Source organism: Curtobacterium sp. MCLR17_045 (genome assembly GCF_003234405.1).
In the GTDB taxonomy this organism is placed as follows: Bacteria; Actinomycetota; Actinomycetes; order Actinomycetales; family Microbacteriaceae; genus Curtobacterium; species Curtobacterium flaccumfaciens.
The window spans coordinates 404,040-424,572 of the sequence record NZ_QKTB01000001.1 but is presented as its reverse complement, the minus strand read 5'-3'; the positions used below and the strand labels follow the sequence as shown (position 1 = coordinate 424,572).

Genomic DNA, 20,533 nt, shown 5'->3' with positions numbered 1-20,533 from the left:
CGACCCGGTCCCCCCACGCGCCGCCACGCGGGACGAGGACGACCGGGGGTCGTGCCTCGTCCGTCGCGGTGGTGGAGGGTTCCGTGGTGACCGCCTACTCGGCCGGCGTCGCGAGGCCAGGGCCCGCGGTGTACGGCCCGTCCGTGGTGTCCTCGGCGACGGTGGTCGCCAGGTCGGCGAGGTCGGCAGCGCCGTTCTCGAGCAGCTCGGTCGCCACACGGCCACCGACCGCGAGCGCTTCGTCGAGACGCTCCTGCGCCGACCCGTCGAGCACGGCCGCGTGCGACGCGGTGCGGTACTCGGTGCCGTCGGGGCGGTAGACGGTCGCGGACACGAGCAGCAGCTCGGCGTCCACGACGGCCGTCGCGCCGATCGGGGCGGAGCAGCCGGCCTCGAGCTTGGCGAGGACCTCGCGCTCGGCCGTCACCGTCAGGCGGGTGGGGGCGTGCTCGATCTTGCGGAGTGCGGCGAGCAGCCCACGGTCGGTCTCGTCCGAGCGGATCTCCACCGCGAGCGCACCCTGTCCGGGAGCACTCGGCCAGAAGCCGAGGTCGAGCAGTTCCGTGGCGGCCGACAGGCGGTCGATGCGCCCGAGGCCGGCGGCGGCGAGCACCACGGCGTCGAGGTCGTCGTCCACCCGGCCGAGGCGGGTGTCGATGTTGCCGCGGATGTCGACCACGTCGAGGTCGGGGCGCTGCGCACGGAGCTGCGCGGCACGACGGGGCGAACCGGTGCCGACCTTCGCGCCCTCGGGCAGGGTGTCGACGGTGGCGCCGTTCCGGGCGACGAGGACGTCACGGGCGTCCGCACGCTTCGGCACGGCACCGATCGTCAGGCCCGGGTACGGCGCGGTCGGCAGGTCCTTGAGCGAGTGCACGAGCACGTCGACCTCGCCCGCGACCAGGGCTTCACGCAGGGCGCTGGCGAAGACACCGGTGCCGCCGAGCGAGGCCAGGGAGGCACGGTTCGTGTCGCCCTCGCTCGTGACGGTGACGAGTTCGACGGGCCGACCGGCCGCCTTCGCCAGGCGGTCGGCGACGTCCTGCGACTGCGCGACCGCGAGCCGGCTGGCACGGGTGCCGAGCCGGATCGGGGTCGGGCCGTCGGGCCCGGTGGCGCTGGGGTCGTTCACGGTCGTGTCGGTCACGGAGCGACGCCTGCGGCGGCGGGCTTGAACCCCGCTCGCACGTTCTCGCAGCACCCCGGACGGCACACGTCGTACCAGGGGCCGATGTCGGTCATGTGCGGACGCTCGGCCTTCGGCGTGCCGTTGACCCGCTCGAGCACCAGGTCGACGAGACCGGACACGTAGGCCGGGTCGATGCCGGGGGTCTGCGTGCGGAGCGACCAGAAGCCGAGCTCACCGGCGGTCTCGGTGGCTTCCTCGTCGAGGTCCCACATGACCTCCATGTGGTCGCTGACGAAGCCGAGCGGGACGATCAGCACGGCACGGGTCGGGCCGCCCTTGAGGTCCTCGTTCATGTAGTCGTTGATGTCGGGCTCGAGCCACGGCTGCGTCGGGGGGCCGGAGCGCGACTGGTAGACGAGCTTCCAGGCGGGCTTCGACGTGCCCTGCAGGTGGGCGTGCTCGGGCTGCTCGAGGAGCTCGGCCCAGGCCTGGTCGAGCACGACCTCGCCGACGGCCAGGTGCTGCGCCTCGTACGCGCCGTGCTCGTCGAACCCGCGGTAGTCGGGGCCCGAGCGGGCGGCGTCGGTCGAGGGGATGGAGTGCGTCGAGAAGAGCACCTGCAGCTCGGTCGCGACGTCGAGGCCCTCGTTCTCGGCGATCGCGCGGGCCATGCCGTCGCGGACGCCGTCGATGAACGGGCGGACGAAGCCCGGGTGGTCGAAGAACTGGCGGACCTTGTCGATCTGGATGGTGTCGATCAGACCGGTCTCGTTGAGCACGCGGGCGTAGTCCTCGCGGTACTGCCGGCAGCTCGAGAACGACGAGTACGCGCTCGTGGCGATGGCGACGAGCTTCGTGTAGCCCTTGTCCGCCGCCTCGGTGAACGCTTCTTCCAGGTAGGGCTCCCAGTTGCGGTTGCCCCAGAGGACCGGCATGTCGATGCCGCGCGACGCCAGCTCGGCCTCGAGCGCCGCCTTGAGCGCACGGTTCTGCGCGTTGATCGGACTCACGCCGCCGAAGTGGCGGTAGTGGTGCGCCACTTCTTCGAGACGCTCGTCCGGGATCCCGCGACCACGGGTGACGTTGCGCAGGAAGGGGATGACGTCGTCCTGGCCCTCGGGGCCGCCGAAGCCGGCGAGCAGGATCGCGTCGTACGCGGTCGGGGTCTCGACGTGCTCGGGACCGGACGCCGCCGCGGGGGTGGCGGCGAGGACCTGGCCGTTCGTGATCATGCTGGTGTCGGTCATGACAGCACCTCCGGGAGTTCGGCGGTCGTCACGCGACGACCCGTGAAGAAGGGGACCTCTTCGCGCACGTGCATGCGCGCTTCGGTGTAGCGGAGATCGCGCATCAGGTCGACCAGGTCGACGAGGTCCGGGCTCTCGAGCGGCAGGATCCACTCGTAGTCGCTCAGGGCGAAGGTCGCGATGGTGTTCGTGAGCACGCGGCGGTACTTCGCACCGGCGATGCCGTGGTCGCGGAGCATCTTCGAGCGCTCCTCTTCCGGCAGCAGGTACCACTCGTAGGAGCGAACGAACGGGTACACCGTGATCCACGCCTCGGGGTCCTTGCCGCGCAGGAAGGCGGGGGTGTGCCGCTTGTTGAACTCCGCCTCGCGGTGCATGGCCATGACGTGCCAGACCGGCTCGGCGTCCTGGAACAGGCCGGTGCGACGGATCTCGCGCAGCACGGCCTGGATGGCCTGCGCGTCGTCGCCGTGCAGCCAGACCATGACGTCGGCGTCGGCACGGAAGGCCGAGACGTCGTAGAAGCCACGGACTGTGACCCCACGCTCGGCGGCACTGGCGATCACGGTGTCGAGTTCGGCCACGGCGTCGTCGCCGACGCGGTGGACCGGACCGAGGGGCCGGCGGAACACTGCCCAGAGGGCGTAGGCCGTCAGCAGGTTCGGGTCGATCCCGGAGTCCGGCTGACCGGTCTCGGCGGGTTCCGTGTGGGGGTGGTCGTGCGCGGGCACGGGCCCGGTGTTCGTGGGCGCGTCGGAGCTCATGGATCCATTGTCCTATCGGTTGCCAGGGTGTTGGCCGCCCCGCATCCGGTGGACCGCGCTCGGGCGGTCTACCGCCGTCGGAGCACCAGCACGACGATACCCCCGACCACCGCTACGCCGGCTGCGAGACCGGCCAGGTAGGGCACCGGCTTCTCGTCGAGGCCGCGCTTGAACTTCGACGCCGCGATCCCGATCTGCTTCGGGACGTTGAGCTTGTCCTCGATCGCGTCGAGGGTGTCGAACAGCTGGGCGCGGGTCGCGGCGACGCGAGCAGCGAGATCGTCGTGCGGGTCGGTCACGGTTCCTCCGTCGGTGGTGCGGCTGTCGGGGCTGTCGGAGCTGTCGGTGCTCAGGAGCGGCCGTCGACGTCCGGCTTGCGGCTGCCGTACTGCGTCGGCGGGGTCGGCTTCTTGCCGAGGCCCTTGACCGCGTTGATGTCGTCCTTGACGCTGGCGATCGTGCGCTTCGGCGTGATCGGCAGGCCCTTCTTCAGGCGCTTCCAGCCGATCAGGCCGAGGATCGCGGCGATGATCAGCATCACCACGGCCACCACCAGTGCGGCCAGCCACGCCGGCATCACGGTCGCGAGGCCCATCACGGCTGCGGTCAGCAGGACGCCGATCGCGTAGAGCACGACGACGAGCGCCCCGACCAGCAGGCCGGCTGCGAGGCCGAAGATCTTCGCCTTCGCGAGCATCTCGGCCTTGAGCAGGTCGATCTCGCCCTTGACCAGGCCCTTGACGAGCTTCGGGACGTCGCCGACCAGGCCGAACAGCGAACGCGACTTGCGATCGCGGGTGTCGGTCATGAGGTGGTGGTGTCCTTCTTCTGGCCGACCTTGCGGACGGCCTTCTTGGTCGTCTCACCGATGAACTCGGCGACGTCCGGGGTCTTGTCGGCGATGAAGTCCTCGGCGACGTGCACGCCCTTCTGGACGCCGTTGCTGTTCCAGACCTTGCCGCTGACGGTCTTGATCTGCTCGTACCGCGCCCGTCCGGCTCGCGATCCCAGGACGTACCCGAGTGCGGCGCCGGCGACGAACAGGAGCTTTCCGCGCATGTGCGATTCCTCCGTGCATTGGTTGTGCGGTGGTCATGCACCGAACGGAATACGTCCGGCGGTCTCACCAACAGTAGCCCTCAGGGGCTGCGCGGTCCGCTCAGGAACCGAGGATCTCGTGGGCTGCCTTCCGAGCGGCGGCGATGATCCCCGCCAGGCCGCGTCCGGTCGAGGCCTCGCCGATCCCGACGACGCCCTCGGCCAGCCCGGCCGCGGTGAGGTCCGGTCCGTACCAGCCGACGCGTGCGGCGCCGCTGACGCGGTCGGCCGTGATCGGCACACCGAGCAGCGTGGACGCGTCCTGCAGGGCACGGCTGCCGACGGGGTCGGTCGGGTCGACCGGGAGGCTCGTGGCGACGCCAGCAGGGTCCGTCGCGGTGGTCGCGTAGCTGAGCCGCAGGACGTGGCGTCCGTCCGCCACGTCGGCCAGCCACGGCCACTTCACCGTCGCGTGCGTGAGGGCCTTCGCCGACACGGCCTGCGCGTCCGGGTGCACGAGCATCCCGGTGCCACGCGGGGCGGCGTCGAGCTCGGGCTGGCCGACGACGAGCGTGACGAGCTGGATGCCCGTCCGGTCGGGGGCGGCGGTGCGCTCCGGGTCGGCGACGGAGGACAGGGTGTGCTGGGCCGGCAGCCGTTCGGTCGTGCCGTCGGCACTGACGATCTCGACCGCGTGCGCCTCGATGCGGGTCGCCCGGGTGTGCAGCCGGACTTCGACCCCGTAGGTCTCCAGGTCGGCGACGAGCTCGTCCACCAGGCGCACCGTCCCCCCGCGGATCCCCTGCACCGGGGTGCCGGCGGCCGCGCGTGCCCGCAGCGACAGGACGGCGCGGGCGAGTGAGCCCTCGCGCAGCAGTGCGGCACGCAGGCCTGGAGCCACCCGGTCGGGGTCGAGCTGGTCGGGGTGGGTGGAGTGCACGCCACCGGCGATCGGCACCACGAGGTCGTCGAGCACCCGCTCCCCCATGCGCCGGCGGACGAGTTCGCCGAGCGAGGAGGCCTTGGCGCCCACCGGTGCCGGCAGCAGCGAGTCCATCTGGGCGCGCAGGCCGCCCTTCTGCCCGACCACGGCCAGCACGTCGGCGGCCATCGGGGTGCTCGGGATGCCGAGGAGTCCGGTCGCCGGGATCGGGGAGGTCCGGCCGTCGCGGGTCATCAGCCAGGCGCCGCGGGGGTCGGGGGCGACGACGTCGTTGCCGAGCCCGAGCTCGATCGCCAGGCGGCCGACGGCGTCCGTGCGGGTGGCGAAGGAGTCCGCCGCCATGTCGAGGTCGATCCCGCCGACGGTGTGCCGACGGATCATGCCCCCGAGCGCACCCGAGGACTCGACGAGCACCACGTGGGCGCCGCCCTTGGCGAGGTCACGGGCGGTGACGAGCCCGGCGACCCCGCCGCCGACCACGACGACGTCGGTCACGCGCCGGCTCCGTCCTGCGCTGCACCGTCGTCCGCGCGGCCGTCGCCGAGCGAGTGGACCAGCTCGACCACGCGGGTCAGGACGTCCGGGTCGGTCTCGGGCGGGACCCCGTGGCCGAGGTTCACGACGTGGGCCCGTGCGGCGCCACCCCGACGGACGACGTCGCGGACGTGCGCTTCGAGGACGTCCCACGGTGCCGAGAGCATCGCCGGGTCGATGTTGCCCTGCACGCTGACGCCGGTGCCGACGCGCTGGACCGCCTGGTCGAGCGGCAGGCGCCAGTCGACCCCGACCGCGTCGACGCCCACGGTGTCCGTGCCGAAGGTCGTCATGTCGGCCAGGACCTCGCCGCTTCCGACGCCGAAGTGGATGCGCGGCACCCCGAGCTCGGCGACGTGCGACATCGCCTGCGCGGAGTGCGGTGCGACGGACCGGACGTAGTCGGCGCGGGAGAGCGACCCGACCCACGAGTCGAAGAGCTGCGCGGCCGAGGCCCCGGCGAGCACCTGCGCCCGGAGGAACATCCCGGACACCTCGGCGGCCCACGCGAGCAGCCGCGACCAGGTCTCGGGGTCGGCGTGCATGAGCGTGCGGGCGCGGATGTGGTCCTTCGACGGGCCGCCCTCGACCAGGTAGGCGGCGAGGGTGAACGGCGCCCCCGCGAAGCCGATCAGCGGGGTGTCGCCGAGCTGCTCGACCGTGCGTCGGACGGCCTGCTCGATCGGGGCGAGGGCCGCGGGGTCGAGCTGCTCCAGGGCGTCGACGTCGGCGGGGGTGCGGATCGGCGACGAGAGCACCGGGCCACGACCAGGGACGATCTCGACGTCCACACCGGCGAGCTTGATCGGCACGACGATGTCGCTGAAGAAGATGCCCGCGTCGACCCCGTGCCGGCGCACCGGCTGCAGGGTGATCTCCGACGCCATCTCCGGGTCGAGGCACGCGTCGAGCATGGCTGTGCCGATCCGAAGCTCCCGGTACTCCGGAAGGGACCGTCCGGCCTGCCGCATGAACCACACCGGGAGCGTCTCCGGACGGTCACCCCGCAGGGCCCGCACCAGGCGGGAACCACTCGTCCGCCCTGATGCCAGGGGGTGGGAGTCGGGGAGGGATGTGGTCGTCGCTTCGGTCACCGGATGATTCTCCCATCGAGCGCGTTACCATTGACTACGTGCTCATCTGTCTCACGGCGTCGCATCGCAACGCCAGCTTCGATCTCCTGGAGCGACTGAGCATCGGTGCACCCGCGGCAGCCAGCCGACTCGTCACGGATGCCGGCGTCCTGGACGGTGCAGTGGTCCTCGCGACCTGCAACCGCTTCGAGGCGTACCTCGACATCGCGGGCGACGAGAGCGACTCCGCCGTCTCCGCCACCGTGCAGGCCGTGGCCGCCGCGAGCGACCTGGACGCCACCGAGGTCCTGGACTCCGTCAACGTGCTGGACGGCAAGGACGTCGTGCAGCACCTGTTCGCCGTGTCGAGCGGACTCGAGTCCGTCGTCGTCGGCGAGACCGAGATCTCCGGCCAGGTCCGTCGCTCGCTCGAGGACGCCCGGTCGAACGGCACCACCACCTCGGACCTCGAGCGCCTGTTCCAAGAGGCCGCGCACACCTCGCGCGGCGTCAAGACCCGCACCCGCATCGGTGCCGCCGGCCGGTCGCTCGTGCGCCTCGGCCTCGAACTCGCCTCGTCGCGGGTCACCGACTGGGCCCGCACCCGCGTGCTGCTCGTCGGCACCGGCAGCTACGCGGCCACCACCATCGCCGCCCTGCGCGACCGCGGCGCCACGAACATCCAGGTGTTCTCGCCCTCGGGCCGGGCACCCTGGTTCGCCGCCAAGCACGACCTCGTCGCCGCCCGTGACCTGCGCCAGGCCATCGGCGAGAGCGACGTCCTGATCACCTGCACCTCGAGCGAGGTCCCGGTCGTCGCGCCGGCCGACCTCGACGACGGGGTCCGCCGCATCGTCATCGACCTCGGGCTCCCCCGCAACGTCGACCCCGCTGCCGCCGGCGTCGACGGCGTCGAACTGCTCGACCTCGAGACGATCAGCATCCACGCCCCGATCTCCGAGCTGAACGCCGAGTCCGAGGCCCGCGCGATGGTCGACGACGCCGTGTCACGGTTCCGCGCGCAGGCGATGGAGCAGTCGACGACCCCGGCGCTCGTGGCGTTCCGCAAGCACGTGTTCGACATCCTCGACGACGAGATCGAGCGGGCCAAGCGCCGCGCGGACGCCGACGGCGAGTCCGTCGAGCACACCGAGCGGGCGCTCCGGCACCTGGTCGGCGTCCTGCTGCACCGTCCCTCGGTCCGTGCCCGCGAGCTCGGTCGCGCCGGTCGCGGCGAGGAGTTCGTCGGGGCGATCGACTCCCTGTACGGCGTCCGGCCGGAGGCCGAGCCGGAGCTGCCGTCGCCCGTCGTCCCGCTGGCCGACCGCACGGCACTGGACCCGACCGCCTCGGATCGCGACGACCAGGCGGACGCGAGCTGAGCCTCCAGACAGGCTCGCAACCACCCACGCTGCGCGTGAGTGCGCTGCTGCTGGTGCGTGACCGACGTGTCCTGATGGTGCGCGCCCGGGCGCGCGACGTGCTCTACCTGCCCGGCGGCAAGGCGGAGCCGCACGAGACCGACGTCGAGGCCGCCGTGCGCGAGGCGTACGAGGAGACCGGCCTGCGGCTCACCGCCGCCGACGTCGACCCGTTCGGCGTCGTGCTCGAGCCCGCCCACGGGCAGGCTCCGGGGACGATGGTCGCGATGACGCTGTTCCTGGTCCGGCCGGGAGGCCCGCTGGACTCCGCCACGCCCGTCGCCTCGGCCGAGGTGGACGAGGTCGAGTGGGTCACCTCCGCCGACGCGGACCGCTGCCCGCCTGCGGGCGTGGAGACGCTCCGCCGCCTGGTGGCGGCGGAGCTCATCGACTGACCGTCAGGCTCGCGGCGGAGCTGCCGGCACGTGCCTGGTCGGCGGCACGACGCCGGTGTCACCGGCAGGAGAGGCGAGACGGCGTTCCAGCAGTGCCAGCGCGCCGATCACGGCGTCTGCCTCGAAGACACGGTTCCGCCGTCCCGCCGATCGTTGTGTCAGGACGCCACGCTCGACGAGGACCCCCAAGGCCGTGTTCGCGGCCTGCTCGCTCCGGCCCGTCGCGGCGGCGAACGTCTGCGCGGTGAGCACGGGCATGCGGGGCGCGAGTTCGAGCGCCGACCACGCAGCGGAGTCAGAGCGGACTCCGACGAGCGCAGATCGCCAGGACTCCTTGATCCGGACGAGCTCGTGCTCGAACTGCGCCATCCGGTCCACGACCTCGGCCATCGCCTCGGCGAAGAGCCGGACGAACTGCCCGACGGCCCGCTGCGCTGGCTCCGATGACGGCGGCTCGGTGGAGCGGAACCGCTGGAGCCCCGCTTCGTAGTCGACAGCACGGGTCGCCAGGACCAGGGACACCGGTGGAGACGACTCGACGGTCAGACCCCGTGACCGCAGGACAGCGTGGATCAGTGCGCGTCCGATGCGACCGTTGCCGTCGGCGAACGGGTGGATCGTCTCGAACTGCGCGTGTGCGACGGCGGCGATGGCGATCGTCGGCAGCGTGCTCGAGTTCACGAACGCCAACAGGTCGTCGAGGAGTCCTGGCACCCGCTCCGGCACGGGAGGGACGAACACCGCTGCGGCAGGCGTCGGTCCGCCGATCCAGTTCTGCACCGCTCGGACCGTGCCCCCGACCTCGGGGGTCGCCGAGGCCTCCATCAGCCGCCGGTGCGCCTCGAGGAGCAGGTCGAGGGTCACCGGGGAACCCGGACCGACCGACTCGGTGAGGAAGGTCATCGCGTCGATGTTGCCGAGGACCTCGGTTGCGGTGCTCCACTGCCCGAGCGGGCTCCGTCCGCGCGCCTCTTCTTCGAGCAGCTTCCGCGGGGAGACCTCGAGGCCCTCGATCATCGACGACCCGACCGCTTCGGCTCGGAGGAGCATCCGGCCCAGTGCGTCTCCGCTGCCGAGCAGCGTGGATCTCGTCTCGGCTTCCGTCACCGCAGCGGTGGCCTCGAGCACGGCCGCTTGTTCGGTCGGTCCGAGATCGACCGTTCGGCCCTGCAGCGGATCCGGCACGTAGGCGTCGAAGACCATCGGCATCCGGAAGGCGCGTGTCGCGGCTGCCGGGTCGCCCGTGCGGCGGATCGTCTCGTACGAAGCCATACATGGATCATCCCATGATCAAGGATGACTGCCTATCCTTGATCATGGGATGCGTTCCACTCGGGTTCGTCAGGCCTTGTCGGTGTCGGTGTACTCGCCGACCTCGCCGTTCTGGGCCGGCTCGGCCTCGCCGGGGATGTCCGAGCCGACGTACTCGCCGTCGGGTCCGGTTCCGGTCGGACGCGTCTCGCCGGGGATGTCGCTCGAGACGAACTCGCCGACGGGCTCAGTCGACTCGACGTGCTCCTCGCCCGGGATCTCGCTGTCCGTGAAGGCTCCGGCCCGGGGCTCGACCCCGTCCGCGCGACCTTCGTCGCCTCGTGCCTGTTCGTGCTTGCCCGTCATGTCCGACCTCCGCTGCTCGGGTTGCTTGCCTCGGAGTGTGCTCGGGGTCCCTGGACGCCGACCGAACCGGATGCGGCGTTCGGTGGTTGCCTGTGCACCATGCAACGCAGCAGCCGATCGAAGTTCCTGCTCGTCGTGACCGGGCTCGTCGCCGTCGGGACACTGGCGGGGTGCGCCTCGGACGGGCAGCCCGCCGCCACCGAGACCGTCACGGCGCCCCCACCGTCGCCGTCCGCGTCGGCGTCCACGCCGCAGTCGTCCGAGGAGTCCGCCTCGGCGGCACCGTCGTCCGGGTCCGGTTCTGGGCCGTCCACCGGTTCGTCTTCCGGCGACCGGTGCGCGGTGTCGTCGCTCGCCGGACGCATCGAGGCCGGCAGTGGTGGTGCCGCCGGCAGCGTCATCGTGCACCTGGTGCTCGAGAACACCGGGTCGACGACCTGCACCGTGCAGGGGTGGCCCGGCGTCTCGTTCGTCGGGGGCGGCACCGGCAAGCAGATCGGAGCGGCGGCCGTCGCGGAGAAGAGTTCACCGCACCCCACTGTGACGCTGGCGCCCGGCAAGACCGCCGTCGCACCGCTGAAGATCGTCCGGACCGAGAACTACTCGGCGGGCGACTGCTCGCCCGAGACCCCGGACGGCTTCCGCGTGTACCCGCCCGGGTCGAAGCAGTCCCTGTTCGTGAAGGACACCGACTTCCAGGCATGTGCGTCGACCGATGCCTCACTGCTGTCCGTGCAGGCGTTCGTGCCGGAGGGGCAGGCGACCTCGTAGCGGTCAGCCGGGCGGTCTCGGCGGGTCCCGAGCACGGGCTGCTGCCGCCACGGACGGAGCCGTCCCGCTGCGATCTCAGCGGGACGGCTTCTTCGGTCTTGACGTGCTGACCGACTAGCTGACCGGCACCGGGATGGCCCCGGTCCCCCGGTCGTGCTCGGGAGCCCGGTCGAGTCCGTGGCCCTCGGTGTCCAGGTTCGGGATGACCTTCTGCATCCACTTCGGCATCCACCAGGCTGCTTCCCCGCAGAGTGTGAGGAGCGCCGGCATGATCATCATCCGCACCAGGAAGGCGTCTGCGAGGACCCCGACGAGCAGCCCGACGGCGATCGAGGCAGCGACGGCCATCTCGCTCGTGGCGAAGCCGGCGAAGACGACGGCCATGATCGTGGCTGCTGCGACGAGGACGGTGCCGGACTTGGTGAACCCGGAGAACACGGCGTCCTTCGGGCTCAGCCCACGGGAGTGTTCTTCCTTCATCCGGGACACGAGGAACACCTGGTAGTCCATCGCCAGCCCGAACAGGACCCCGACCAGGATGATCGGCAGCAGGCTCAACATCGGGTCACCCTGGGGTGCGGCGATGAGCGGGTCGAGCCAGCCCCACTGGAAGATCGCGACCGATGCACCGAACGCCGCCCCGACGGAGAACAGGTACCCGAGGGTGGCGAACAGGGGCACGAGCAGGGATCGGAACATCACGATCAGGAGCAGGAACGACAGCGCGACGATCACGATGATGTAGGTGATCAGTGCCCGGTTCATCTGCGCGGTGTCGTCGAGCCCGATCGCGGTCTCGCCGGTCACCTCGACGCGCACGCCGCTGATCGCCGTGGTCTCGTCGCGGATGTCCGTGACGAGCTGCTTCGTACTCTCGGCGATCGGACCGCCGGTCGGGATGACGGTGAGGAGTGCGGCGTCGTCGGTCTTCGTGACCTGGCCGGGGACGACGGCTTCGACGTGGTCGAGGCCCGTGATCTCGTCCTCGACCGCGGTGAGGTTGCTGGTGACGTCGTCGCCCTGCACGAGCACGAGCAGCGGGGACTGGATGCCGCCGAACTCGTCGACGATCAGGTCGTAGGCCTTCCGCTCCGACGACGTCGGGTCGGAGCCACCGGGGATGTTGGAGGCCGTCTTCATGTCGAGGACCGGTGCGGCGACGAGCCCGAGGACGACGACGGCGCCGAAGAGTGCGAGCCACGGGCGCCCCGTGACGAACCTGGCCCACCCGCGGAGGAAGTTCTTGCGGTTCGCAGGACGCTGCGGGATCGGCTGGCCGGCGGCGAGGAGTTCCCGGTGCTTCCGGGGCAGTGCGCGCAACCCGAGGGTCCCCAGGATGACGGGGAGCAGCGTGAGGGCCATCAGCACCGCGACCAGGACGCTGAACGCTCCGGCGAAGCCCATCACGGTGATGACCTCGTTGCCGGTCACGACGAGACCCACGAGGGCGATGATGACCGTGAGGCCCGCGAACACGACTGCGGTGCCCGCGGTGCCGGTGGCCCGGGCGACCGCGTCGACGACACTGCGTCCCTCGCGGAGCTCCGAGCGGAACCGGGTGAGGATGAACAGCGTGTAGTCGATCCCGACCGCGAGGCCGAGCATGGTCGCGAGCGTCAGGGTGGTCCCCTGGATCGGGTTGATCGCGGAGTACGCGAGGACACCGACCGTCCCCACGGCGACCCCGGAGATCGCGACGAGCATGTTCGCTCCGGCGGCCAGGAGCGAACCGAACGTCAGGAACAGCACCAGGAACGCGACCAGGATCCCGATGACCTCGCCGGGACCGAAGGTGGCGTAGGTGTCCCCGAACAGGTGCCCGCCGACCTCGGCGTGGAAGGCAGCACGGTGGTCTGCTGCGAAGTCCAGGACGGTGTCGTACGTCTTCTCCTGGTTCGCTTCGGTGACGCCGGAGAAGGTCAGCGTGGAGATGACCGTGGTGCCGTCCTTCGAGACCATCGGGTTCCGCTGGGCGAACGGGTCCGAGACCCTCTGCACGTGCGGAAGGCCCTTCGCGTCGGCGAGGACTGCCCGTACCTCGGCGGCGGTGGCCTGGTCCGTGACCTTCGCTCCGTCTCGCGCCTGGAGGACGAGCTGCAGCGTCTTCGCGTCGCCCGATGACGAGGAACCGAGGTCGAACTTCTCGTTGACGACGGTGAGCGCCTTCGCGGCGGCGGTCGTGTTGCCGGCCGAGCCGGTGGCACTGGTGTCCATGCCGGCGGCGGTGACCGCGGTGAGGCCCGCGAAGAGCACCAACCAGACGGCGACGATGATGAGCCGGTGCCGGGCGCTGAAGCGTCCGATCGCGGCGAGGACCTTGGGCATGATGCTCCCGGAGAGAAGAAGAGGAAGCCACGCGGAGACCGTCGCGGCGGGTACTCCTCAATGCTCCGAGCAACGCTCCGTCCGGCCGTCGTCCCGTCGGAGCGACGGACCTACTGCGTCCGCAGTAGGTCCGGGTCAGTCGACGAGTCCGGCGCGGTAGGCGAGGGACACCAGCTGCGCACGATCACGGACGCCGAGCTTCGCCATCGCGCGGTTGGCGTGGGTCTTCACGGTGTAGGGCGAGACGAACATCTCCCGGCCGATCCGGTCGTTGTCGCCACCGCGGGCGATCGCCACCACCACGTCGTGTTCACGCGGGGTCAGCGCTCGGAGACGTTCCTGCGCATCGGTGTCGATGACGCGGTCGGACTGGGAGCTGACCTGCGCGATGACCGCGGCCTGCGCAGCCGCGGAGAGTGCTCCACCACCGAGGACGACCTCGTTGATGCCCGCCACGAGTTCGCGGGGTCCGACGGTCTTGCCGAGGAACCCGTTCGCACCGGCCCGGAGCGCCGAGACCACGATCTCGTCCTGCTCGAACGTCGTCAGGATGACGATGCGGAGCTGCTCGGCGGAGAACCGCTCACGGAGGCGGCGTGTGGTCTCGACGCCGTCGATCCCCGGCATCCGCACGTCCAACAGGACGACGTCGACCGTCGTCGTCTCGAGGAACCGCAGGGCCTCGAAGCCGTCGCCGGCCTCGCCAGCGACGGTGAGGTCGTCGTGCGCCTCGAGGATGGTGCGGAGCCCGACGCGGATCATCGCCTGGTCGTCGACCAGCAGGATCGTCGTCACGACAGCTTCCTTCCGTCCAGCGCCAGCACGGCGTGCACGACGAACCGATCGGGTCGTTCGTCGACGTCCAGTGTCCCGCCTGCGGCCCCGACGCGTTCGCGCATGCCCACGAGCCCGAACCCGGACCCCTGCGTCTGCTTGGTCCGCGGCGCGCGCGGGTTGTCGGAGACCACGTGGAGTCGACCCTGCTCGGCGCGGACGGTGATCGTGACCGTGCCGATCCCGTACCGGTGCGCGTTGGTCAGGGCCTCCTGCACGACGCGGTAGACGGTGACCTCGACCACAGGGGCGACCGGTTCGTCCGGCAGCTCGACGTCGGCCACGACGTCGAGCCCGATCGACGTGAACGACGACACCAACGCGGGCAGCGAGCCGAGCCCGGCGACCGTCTGGTCCGGAGCGGCATCCCGTGACCGGAGGAGCTCGAGGATCTGCTGCGTCTCGGCGGTGACCATCTGCAACGCCTCACGCGCGTCACCTGCTGCGCGTGCTGCCGTCACCGGGTCGCGGTCGACCGTGACCTCGACCGCACCCAGGTGCATGCTCGCCACCGCGATCTGGTGACCGACGACGTCGTGCAGGTCGCGGGCGATGCGGAGCCGCTCGGCGTCCACGCGTCGGCGGGCTTCGAGGTCCCGTGACGCGATCGCCTCGCGGGCTTGCTCCCGCAGGGCCGACCAGTACCGGAGCTGAGCCCAGACCGCGGCCCCCGTGGCTCCGGCCGCCGCACACGCCGCGACCGCCGCCAACGCGTCCGGACTGACCAGCCCCGCGCCGGACTCCACCGCGACCACGAGGTAGAGCGGCAGCGCGGTCGCGACGACCATGCGGAACGGGGCCGCACCGCGGAGGGTGACGGAGAACAGCGCGAACACCACGATCGTCCACCCCACGATCGGGTCCCACCCCTGCACCGCTGCCACCGCACAGCCGACCACGGTGAGCAGCACCCCCGGCCACGGGTAGCGACGAGCCACGGCCACACCGGCGATGCCGAGCAGCACGCCGACCAACGGGAAGACTCCGGCGCCCGCGACGATGACTCGGACGATCTCCACCGCTGCACCGGCCACGGCGAGGCCCGCGGCCAGCTCGGGCAGGAGCGCCGGGGACCGGAGCCACCACGGGTTCGGTGGCAGCACGAGATCGCCGTCGTTCGTCATCCCCCGAGTCTCCTGCCTCCACCCCACCGACACGTACTGCGGACGCAGTAGGTTCGACGATCCGCGACGACGACGAGGCACCGCGTCCCGATCCGGAGGATTGGCACCAACCCCACCGGAAGGCACCCCATGACGACCATCACCGCTCCCCGTTCCGCACCGACGGCGCGACGGCACTCCCTCACCCGCGCACCGCAGCTCACCGCGTGGGCCGCCCTGATGGGTGTCTCCGAGGTCGTCCGCTTCGCCGGGTTCATGACCCTGCTCGTCGCGATGGGCGTCGAAGCCGGCGCCCGACGCGTGATCGACCACGAGGAGGCATGAGCATGCGTCCCATCCGCCCCGAGGACATCACGCTCCCCGACACCCGACCGATCGACATCACCGCGTACATGCGCGAGGTCGAGTCCGGCGGAGCGGACCCCGCCGATCGCTGACGGTCGCCCCGCTGCGATCCCGAGGCCGCATCACGCGTCCGGCTCGGGCACGATGGGCACCGTGACCACCACGATCAGCGACGAACGACCGGGCACCGACGAACTGGTGGCGCTGTACGACGCCGTCGGGTGGACCGCGTACACGCAGGACCCCGCAGCCCTCACAGCGGCGATCGCCGGCTCCCACACCGTGCTGACCGCCCGCGACGACGACGGACACCTGCTCGGCCTGCTCCGCACGGTCTCCGACGGCGTGACGATCGTGTACGTGCAGGACGTCCTCGTCCTGCCGTCCGCGCACCGGTCCGGCATCGGTGGTGCACTGCTCGACGCGGTCCTGCAGCGGTACGCCGGCGTTCGCCAGACGGTCCTGCTCACCGACGACGAGCCGGGGCAGCGAGCGTTCTACGAGTCACGAGGCTTCGTGGAGGCCCACGACGTCGAACCGCACCCGCTGCGTTCCTTCGTGCTCCTGCGCTGAGCACGGATGGGTCTCGCGACCGATTCCACGCGCCAGCAGGGCGTTCCTAGACTCGGACGCATGGGGGCTCGCGCACGGACACGTTCAGCGGCAGCCCTCGCAACCGCGCTCGGCGTCGTGCTCGCCCTCGCCGCGTGCACGTCGCCACCGCCGCCGGCTGGGTCGGAATCGGCACTCGCGAAGCTCATCACCCGGATCGAGCGGTTGCCCGGGGTCGACACGGCCGAGGGCGAGATCCGTCAGGTCGACGCGAAGGACGACCCGCAGAACTGGATCACCTCGCTCGAGGTGCAGGCCGACACGACGGACCTCGCCGTCGCCGAACGGATCCGGCACACGGCAGCGCGGGGTGTCACCGGCACGACGCTGTCGGTGACCGTGGACGTGCCCCGCGGCCGGGCGTCGGCGCCGGTCGCAGTCGACCCGATGGACCCCGACGTCGTCGACTTGGCCGGACGGCTGCGCGCGGAGCCCTTCGTGCACCGGCTGTCGGCGACCCCGTCACGTTCCACGATCTGGCTCGTGCCGGGCGTCAGCTTCACCGACGCCGTCGAGCAGGCCCGGCCGATCGTCGACGATCACCCGGCCTCCCTGATCCGTGGTGACGTTTCGGTGGGGATCACGGCGACGCACCCCGGGCGAGCACTCATGCGCACGATCGACGGGTTCGACCGCGACGGTGACGAAGACGTCGAGGGCCTGTACTACTCACCGGGCACGACCTACGCCGACGCTGCGCAAGCACCCGCAGACGAGTACGGAGCGGCTGCCGAGCCCGAACGGCCTTCCCTGTCGATCGACGGCGAACGACTCGGCGCCGTCGCCGACGTCCTCGTCCGGACGAAGGACGAAGCCGCCGATGCACACCGCGCTCCGCGCACCGCGTTCTCCGTCGGCCTCGACGGGACGAGCGGCTGGCTCGGACTCCCCCTCGACGCCGAGAAGCCGCAGGACGCCACTGCCCCGGGCACCCCGACGTCGGGACCGTCGCCGACCCCCTGGGTGGCCGCCGACGTCAGCGACCGGGCCGCGACGCTCCGGGCGTTCCTCGAGCGCTCCGCCGACGCTGCCGGGGTCCCGGCGACCGTGACCACGGGCACCGAACAGTGCGCGCCACCCGGATCGAGTTGGTCGCCCGACGCGACCGGCACCCGCGCGACGGCGTTCAGCATCGTGCCCGTGTTCCAGATCGTCGACAACGCGCAGGAGCCGTTCGACGCCGTGACCGCGCTGTGGACGTCGGAGGGCTTCCGGGTCAGCGGCCGGGCGATGGGGCGGGACTACTGGTCGTCGTCCACGGATGCGGATCCAGCCACGGCAAGCATCCGGGGCACGGTCGACGGCCTGAGCCTGCGCGCGGAGTCGGTCTGCGTCCCGCGGCCCTGACCCGGCGACACCGCACCCGCCACGAACAACACCGGGCGTCCACGCTCCTCGCGGGCGCCGAGCGACGATCGGCGAGCGCCCTCAGCGACGAGCCGGCGCGTGCACCGCCTCGAGCACCTCGGTCCCCATGGTCCGCAGCGCCTCGACCACGGCCAACCGCCGCTGCAACGAGGCGTCGTCGAACGTGACGGTCACGGCGTAGCTGACCGACGACCCGGGCCCCCGCAGGATCCCCGCCTCGGCCCGCACACCGGTGCTCGACCCGGTGACCGCGACGACCTGCAACCCGTGATCGAGCGCACGGTGCGCCAGGGGGTCGAGCCCGAAGGACCCGGCGACCAGGTTCAGGTCACTCGCCAACGACAACCAGCCGAGCACCCGGTTCGACACCGCCTCGTCGACGACCTCGCCGAGCGCCAGTCCGCGCATCACCCACGACAGCTCCCCGGTCGGTGCGACTGAGGCGTCGGGGGCGTCGTCCGGGCCGCGGCGGTCCCGCACCCGGTCGATCAGCGCCGTGCGCTCGATGCCCAGGGACTCCGCCCGCTCCCGGACGGCGTCGATGCCCACGGTCGACAGCAGTGCGTTCATGGCCCAGGCATCGGCGGTGGCCCCCACCAGGGTCGCCAGGTCGGGCACCTGCATGGTCGGCTCCTGCAGGAACTGCCACAGGCCGGCACCGGTCGCGGTGTCGCGGGCCATGCGCTGCAGTCGGTCACCGTGCAGGCGGCCGTCCTCGAGCTGGGCGGCGACCTCGATGAGCAGCAGGACGCGGCCCAGGCTCGCGACCGGCTGCACCAGGGTGTCGTCGATCGCGAGCAGGGCCTTGCCGCTCGAGGTGTCGATCACCGAGGCGCTGACCCCGGCGCCCTCGAGCGCGAGGGCGCCGATGGCCTCGGTGGTGGCGGTGAAGCGGTCGTCGGCCCGGCCGCTGTGCCGCCCACGACCGCGGCCGCCACCTGCTGGGCGGTCGTCCGGTCGCCGGCGGCGCGACGACCGGGCCGCGTCCGGCTCCGTCATCACCAGATCGCGACGCGCTCGGCGGGGTCGAGGTACATCGCGTCCTGCTCGGTCACGCCGAAGGTGTCGTACCAGACGTCGATGTTCCGCACGACCTGGTTGCAGCGGAACTCGTTGGGCGAGTGCGGGTCGATGCTCAGCAGACGAGCCGCCTCTTCCGGGCGGATCGCCATGCGCCAGGCCTGGGCCCAGCTCAGGAAGAAGCGCTCAGCACCGGTGAGTCCGTCGACGACCGGGGGCTCCTGGCCGTCGAGCGACAGCAGGTACGCCTTCCACGCGATCGACAGGCCACCGAGGTCACCGATGTTCTCGCCGATCGTCAGGGCACCGTTCACGTGGCTGTCGGGCACCTCGGTCGGTACCAGGGCGTCGTACTGGGCGATGAGGGCCTTCGTACGCTCCTCGAACGCCGCGCGGTCGGCCTCGGTCCACCAGTTCTCGAGCTTGCCGTCGCCGTCGTACTGCGACCCCTGGTCGTCGAAACCGTGGCCGATCTCGTGCCCGATGACGGCACCGATCGCGCCGTAGTTCGCGGCGGCGTCGCGGTCTGCGTCGAAGAACGGGAACTGCAGGATCGCCGCCGGGAACACGATCTCGTTGAAGCCGGGGTTGTAGTACGCGTTGATCGTCTGCGGGGTCATGAACCACTCGTCGCGGTCGATCGGCTTGCCGATCTTGCCGAGCTCGCGGTCGACCTGGAACGAGGCGACGGCGCGGACGTTCGCGACCAGGTCGTCGGCGAGGACGGGCAGCGCCGAGTAGTCACGCCACTTCACCGGGTAGCCGATCTTCGGCGTGAACTTGTCGAGCTTGTCGAGCGCACGGGCACGGGTCTCGTCGGTCATCCAGTCGAGCGCCGTGATGCTCTGCCGGTAGGCCTCGACCAGGTTGGCGACGAGGTCGTCCATCTTGGCCTTCGAGGTCTCGTCGAAGTGCTCCTGCACGTAGATGCGGCCGACGGCCTCGCCCATCGCACCCTCGACCAGCGAGACGCCACGCTTCCAGCGCTCGCGCTGCTTGGGCGCACCGGTGAGTGCGGTGCCGTAGAACGAGAAGTTCGTGGCCGAGAACGCGCTCGTCAGGTACGCGGCGGAGCCACGGATGACCTGCCAGCGCAGCCAGTCCTTCCAGACCTCGAGCGGCTGGTCGTTCAGCAGGTCGGCCAGGCCGGTGATGAACGAGGGCTCGCGCACCACGACGGTCTCGAACGCGCCGGCCGGGGCGTCGATGGCTTGCCACCAGGTCTGCAGGTCGACGCCCTTCGCGAGCGCGGCGACCTCGGCCCAGGGCAGCTTGTTGTAGGTCTTCTGGCTGTCACGGGTCGTGACGTTGTCCCAGTGCTGGGCGGCGAGCGCCGTCTCGAGCGCGATGACGTGCTCGGTGCGGGCACCGCCGTCGTCGAGGCCGGCGAGCGGGAACATCGCCGCGACGAACTCGCGGTACTTCTCGCGGATGTCGGCGAAGCGCTCTTCGCGGTAGTAGGACTCGTCGGGCAGCCCGAGGCCGGACTGCTCCAGGAACACGACGTAGGACTCGGGGTCGCCCGGGTCGTTGTCGACGAAGAGCTGCAGGAAGCTCGGCAGGCCGATGCGCTCGAAGCGGCCGACGGCGGCGATGACCTCGGGCACGGACTGGATCTCGGTGATCTCGGCGAGCAGGTGCTCGATCGGTGCGGTGCCGAGCTCCTCGAGCCGCGCTTCGTCGGTGAAGGAGGTGAAGAGGTCACCGACCTTGCGCTCCTCGGTGCCGGGGGCGGCCTGCTGCGAGCGCTCGATGATGTCGCGCACGGCGATCTCGGCGGCTTCGGCCAGCACCGTGAAGGAGCCGTACCGGGCCTTGTCGTCGGGGATCGGCGTCGCCTCGATCCAGGTCCCGTTCACGTGGCGGTACAGGTCGTCCTGGGGGCGCACCGCGGGGTCGAGTTCGTCAGTGTGGATGCCGGAGGCACGTGCGACGTCGGTCATGCGGTCCACGATAGCCACCGACCCCATGGG

21 protein-coding genes are annotated in these 20,533 nt (G+C 71.2%); 6 read left to right on the top strand and 15 right to left on the bottom strand.

What is annotated here, in order from left to right:
- Positions 1–94 precede the first annotated feature (94 nt).
- The 8 genes from hemC to hemE all read right to left on the bottom strand — a co-directional run bounded on the left by hemC (position 95) and on the right by hemE (position 6,749).
- Complete coding sequence (hemC, locus tag DEJ05_RS02115) at positions 95–1,147, bottom strand: hydroxymethylbilane synthase (protein WP_232536557.1); 1,053 nt, start codon at positions 1,145–1,147, stop codon at positions 95–97.
- Complete coding sequence (locus tag DEJ05_RS02110) at positions 1,144–2,376, bottom strand: ferrochelatase (protein WP_111022397.1); 1,233 nt, start codon at positions 2,374–2,376, stop codon at positions 1,144–1,146. Before DEJ05_RS02110 ends, hemC begins: the two co-directional genes overlap by 4 nt.
- A complete protein-coding gene (hemQ, locus tag DEJ05_RS02105) occupies positions 2,373–3,140 on the bottom strand; it encodes a hydrogen peroxide-dependent heme synthase (protein ID WP_181440624.1) in 768 nt (255 codons plus the stop codon). The genes DEJ05_RS02110 and hemQ overlap by 4 nt, the downstream gene beginning before the upstream one ends.
- A 68-nt stretch (positions 3,141–3,208) precedes the next feature.
- Complete coding sequence (locus DEJ05_RS02100; protein WP_071404475.1) at positions 3,209–3,439, bottom strand: DUF3618 domain-containing protein; 231 nt, start codon at positions 3,437–3,439, stop codon at positions 3,209–3,211.
- A 50-nt stretch (positions 3,440–3,489) separates the two neighbouring features.
- Positions 3,490–3,948 carry a phage holin family protein gene (locus DEJ05_RS02095; RefSeq protein ID WP_071404474.1) on the bottom strand — a complete coding sequence of 153 codons (459 nt, stop codon included), beginning with the start codon at positions 3,946–3,948 and terminating at the stop codon, positions 3,490–3,492.
- Complete coding sequence (locus DEJ05_RS02090) at positions 3,945–4,199, bottom strand: hypothetical protein (RefSeq protein ID WP_017887727.1); 255 nt, start codon at positions 4,197–4,199, stop codon at positions 3,945–3,947. Before DEJ05_RS02090 ends, DEJ05_RS02095 begins: the two co-directional genes overlap by 4 nt.
- Before the next feature lie 100 nt (positions 4,200–4,299).
- Positions 4,300–5,616, bottom strand: coding sequence for an NAD(P)/FAD-dependent oxidoreductase (locus DEJ05_RS02085; RefSeq protein WP_220036993.1), 1,317 nt, complete (start codon positions 5,614–5,616; stop codon positions 4,300–4,302).
- Positions 5,613–6,749 carry a uroporphyrinogen decarboxylase gene (gene hemE / locus DEJ05_RS02080; RefSeq protein WP_111028758.1) on the bottom strand — a complete coding sequence of 379 codons (1,137 nt, stop codon included), beginning with the start codon at positions 6,747–6,749 and terminating at the stop codon, positions 5,613–5,615. Before hemE ends, DEJ05_RS02085 begins: the two co-directional genes overlap by 4 nt.
- 38 nt (positions 6,750–6,787) lie before the next feature.
- Here hemE and DEJ05_RS02075 point away from each other — a divergent pair, with 38 nt between their 5' ends.
- Complete coding sequence (locus DEJ05_RS02075; protein WP_110863603.1) at positions 6,788–8,110, top strand: glutamyl-tRNA reductase; 1,323 nt, start codon at positions 6,788–6,790, stop codon at positions 8,108–8,110.
- Positions 8,111–8,145: 35 nt separating this feature from the next.
- Entirely contained in the window at positions 8,146–8,544 is a 399-nt protein-coding gene (locus DEJ05_RS02070) for an NUDIX domain-containing protein (protein ID WP_110862035.1), read from the top strand.
- Positions 8,545–8,547: 3 nt separating this feature from the next.
- Here the strand turns inward: DEJ05_RS02070 and DEJ05_RS02065 are convergent, their stop codons facing one another.
- Both DEJ05_RS02065 and DEJ05_RS02060 read right to left on the bottom strand, forming a co-directional pair.
- Positions 8,548–9,816 (bottom strand): Fic family protein, encoded by a 1,269-nt coding sequence (locus DEJ05_RS02065; protein WP_206647597.1) that lies wholly within the window; start codon positions 9,814–9,816, stop codon positions 8,548–8,550.
- Positions 9,817–9,885: 69 nt separating this feature from the next.
- The gene (locus DEJ05_RS02060) at positions 9,886–10,161 is read right to left on the bottom strand and encodes a hypothetical protein (protein ID WP_111109598.1); all 276 of its coding nucleotides are present in this window, start codon (positions 10,159–10,161) and stop codon (positions 9,886–9,888) included.
- Between the two features lie 99 nt (positions 10,162–10,260).
- Here DEJ05_RS02060 and DEJ05_RS02055 point away from each other — a divergent pair, with 99 nt between their 5' ends.
- A complete protein-coding gene (locus tag DEJ05_RS02055; protein WP_111109597.1) occupies positions 10,261–10,932 on the top strand; it encodes a DUF4232 domain-containing protein in 672 nt (223 codons plus the stop codon).
- A gap of 114 nt (positions 10,933–11,046) precedes the next feature.
- On the opposite strand, the gene DEJ05_RS02050 is transcribed toward DEJ05_RS02055, so the two are convergent.
- The 3 genes from DEJ05_RS02050 to DEJ05_RS02040 form a co-directional block, all read right to left on the bottom strand.
- Complete coding sequence (locus DEJ05_RS02050) at positions 11,047–13,257, bottom strand: MMPL family transporter (RefSeq protein ID WP_111109596.1); 2,211 nt, start codon at positions 13,255–13,257, stop codon at positions 11,047–11,049.
- A 135-nt stretch (positions 13,258–13,392) separates the two neighbouring features.
- A complete protein-coding gene (locus DEJ05_RS02045; protein WP_111022404.1) occupies positions 13,393–14,052 on the bottom strand; it encodes a response regulator transcription factor in 660 nt (219 codons plus the stop codon).
- The gene (locus tag DEJ05_RS02040) at positions 14,049–15,215 is read right to left on the bottom strand and encodes a sensor histidine kinase (protein WP_111109595.1); all 1,167 of its coding nucleotides are present in this window, start codon (positions 15,213–15,215) and stop codon (positions 14,049–14,051) included. Before DEJ05_RS02040 ends, DEJ05_RS02045 begins: the two co-directional genes overlap by 4 nt.
- A 129-nt stretch (positions 15,216–15,344) precedes the next feature.
- Here DEJ05_RS02040 and DEJ05_RS02035 point away from each other — a divergent pair, with 129 nt between their 5' ends.
- The 3 genes from DEJ05_RS02035 (at position 15,345) to DEJ05_RS02025 (ending at position 17,519) form a co-directional block, all read left to right on the top strand.
- On the top strand, positions 15,345–15,539 hold the full coding sequence (locus tag DEJ05_RS02035; protein WP_111022407.1) for a hypothetical protein: 195 nt from the start codon (positions 15,345–15,347) through the stop codon (positions 15,537–15,539).
- 174 nt (positions 15,540–15,713) lie between these two features.
- Complete coding sequence (locus DEJ05_RS02030; protein WP_111109619.1) at positions 15,714–16,133, top strand: GNAT family N-acetyltransferase; 420 nt, start codon at positions 15,714–15,716, stop codon at positions 16,131–16,133.
- Between the two features lie 60 nt (positions 16,134–16,193).
- A complete protein-coding gene (locus DEJ05_RS02025) occupies positions 16,194–17,519 on the top strand; it encodes a hypothetical protein (RefSeq protein ID WP_146244993.1) in 1,326 nt (441 codons plus the stop codon).
- A gap of 81 nt (positions 17,520–17,600) precedes the next feature.
- On the opposite strand, the gene DEJ05_RS02020 is transcribed toward DEJ05_RS02025, so the two are convergent.
- Positions 17,601–18,539: a serine hydrolase gene (locus DEJ05_RS02020; protein WP_111040034.1), complete on the bottom strand. Its 939-nt coding sequence runs from the start codon at positions 18,537–18,539 to the stop codon at positions 17,601–17,603.
- On the bottom strand, positions 18,539–20,503 hold the full coding sequence (locus DEJ05_RS02015) for a M13 family metallopeptidase (RefSeq protein ID WP_111029087.1): 1,965 nt from the start codon (positions 20,501–20,503) through the stop codon (positions 18,539–18,541). Before DEJ05_RS02015 ends, DEJ05_RS02020 begins: the two co-directional genes overlap by 1 nt.
- Between the last annotated feature and the right edge of the window lie 30 nt (positions 20,504–20,533).